The 307-nt window shown below is 28.3% G+C and carries 1 protein-coding gene; it reads left to right on the top strand.

All coding sequences use genetic code 11. The annotated features are described in order from the left end of the window. Positions 1-179 precede the first annotated feature (179 nt). On the top strand, positions 180-307 hold a 128-nt coding region (locus V7068_RS17280; RefSeq protein WP_499713816.1), incomplete at its 3' end, for a hypothetical protein.

Raw genomic sequence — 307 nt, 5'->3', positions numbered from 1 at the left:
ATATAGGATAATCGTTTTGTTATGCAAGAAATTTAATTTCATGCAACCTATATATTGACATTTTCCTTTATTATATGTTATTTAAATAATGGTTAGCACTCTAAGATAAAGAGTGCTAATGGCAGCTAATATAAGTATGGATGTTAAGTTACTTTGATTATGAAAGGAGACCCTTTAATATGGCAAAAAAGCAGTTTAAAGCAGAATCTAAAAGATTATTAGATATGATGATTCACTCCATTTATTCTCAAAAAGAGATCTTCTTACGAGAGTTGATTTCGAATGCTAGTGATGCAATCGATAAAAT

This window comes from Bacillus sp. JJ634 (assembly GCF_036962285.1).
Lineage (GTDB): Bacteria > Bacillota > Bacilli > Bacillales > DSM-1321 > Peribacillus > Peribacillus asahii_A.
The sequence above is the reverse complement of the archived record's forward strand: the minus strand, read 5'-3'. Positions and strand labels throughout refer to the sequence as shown.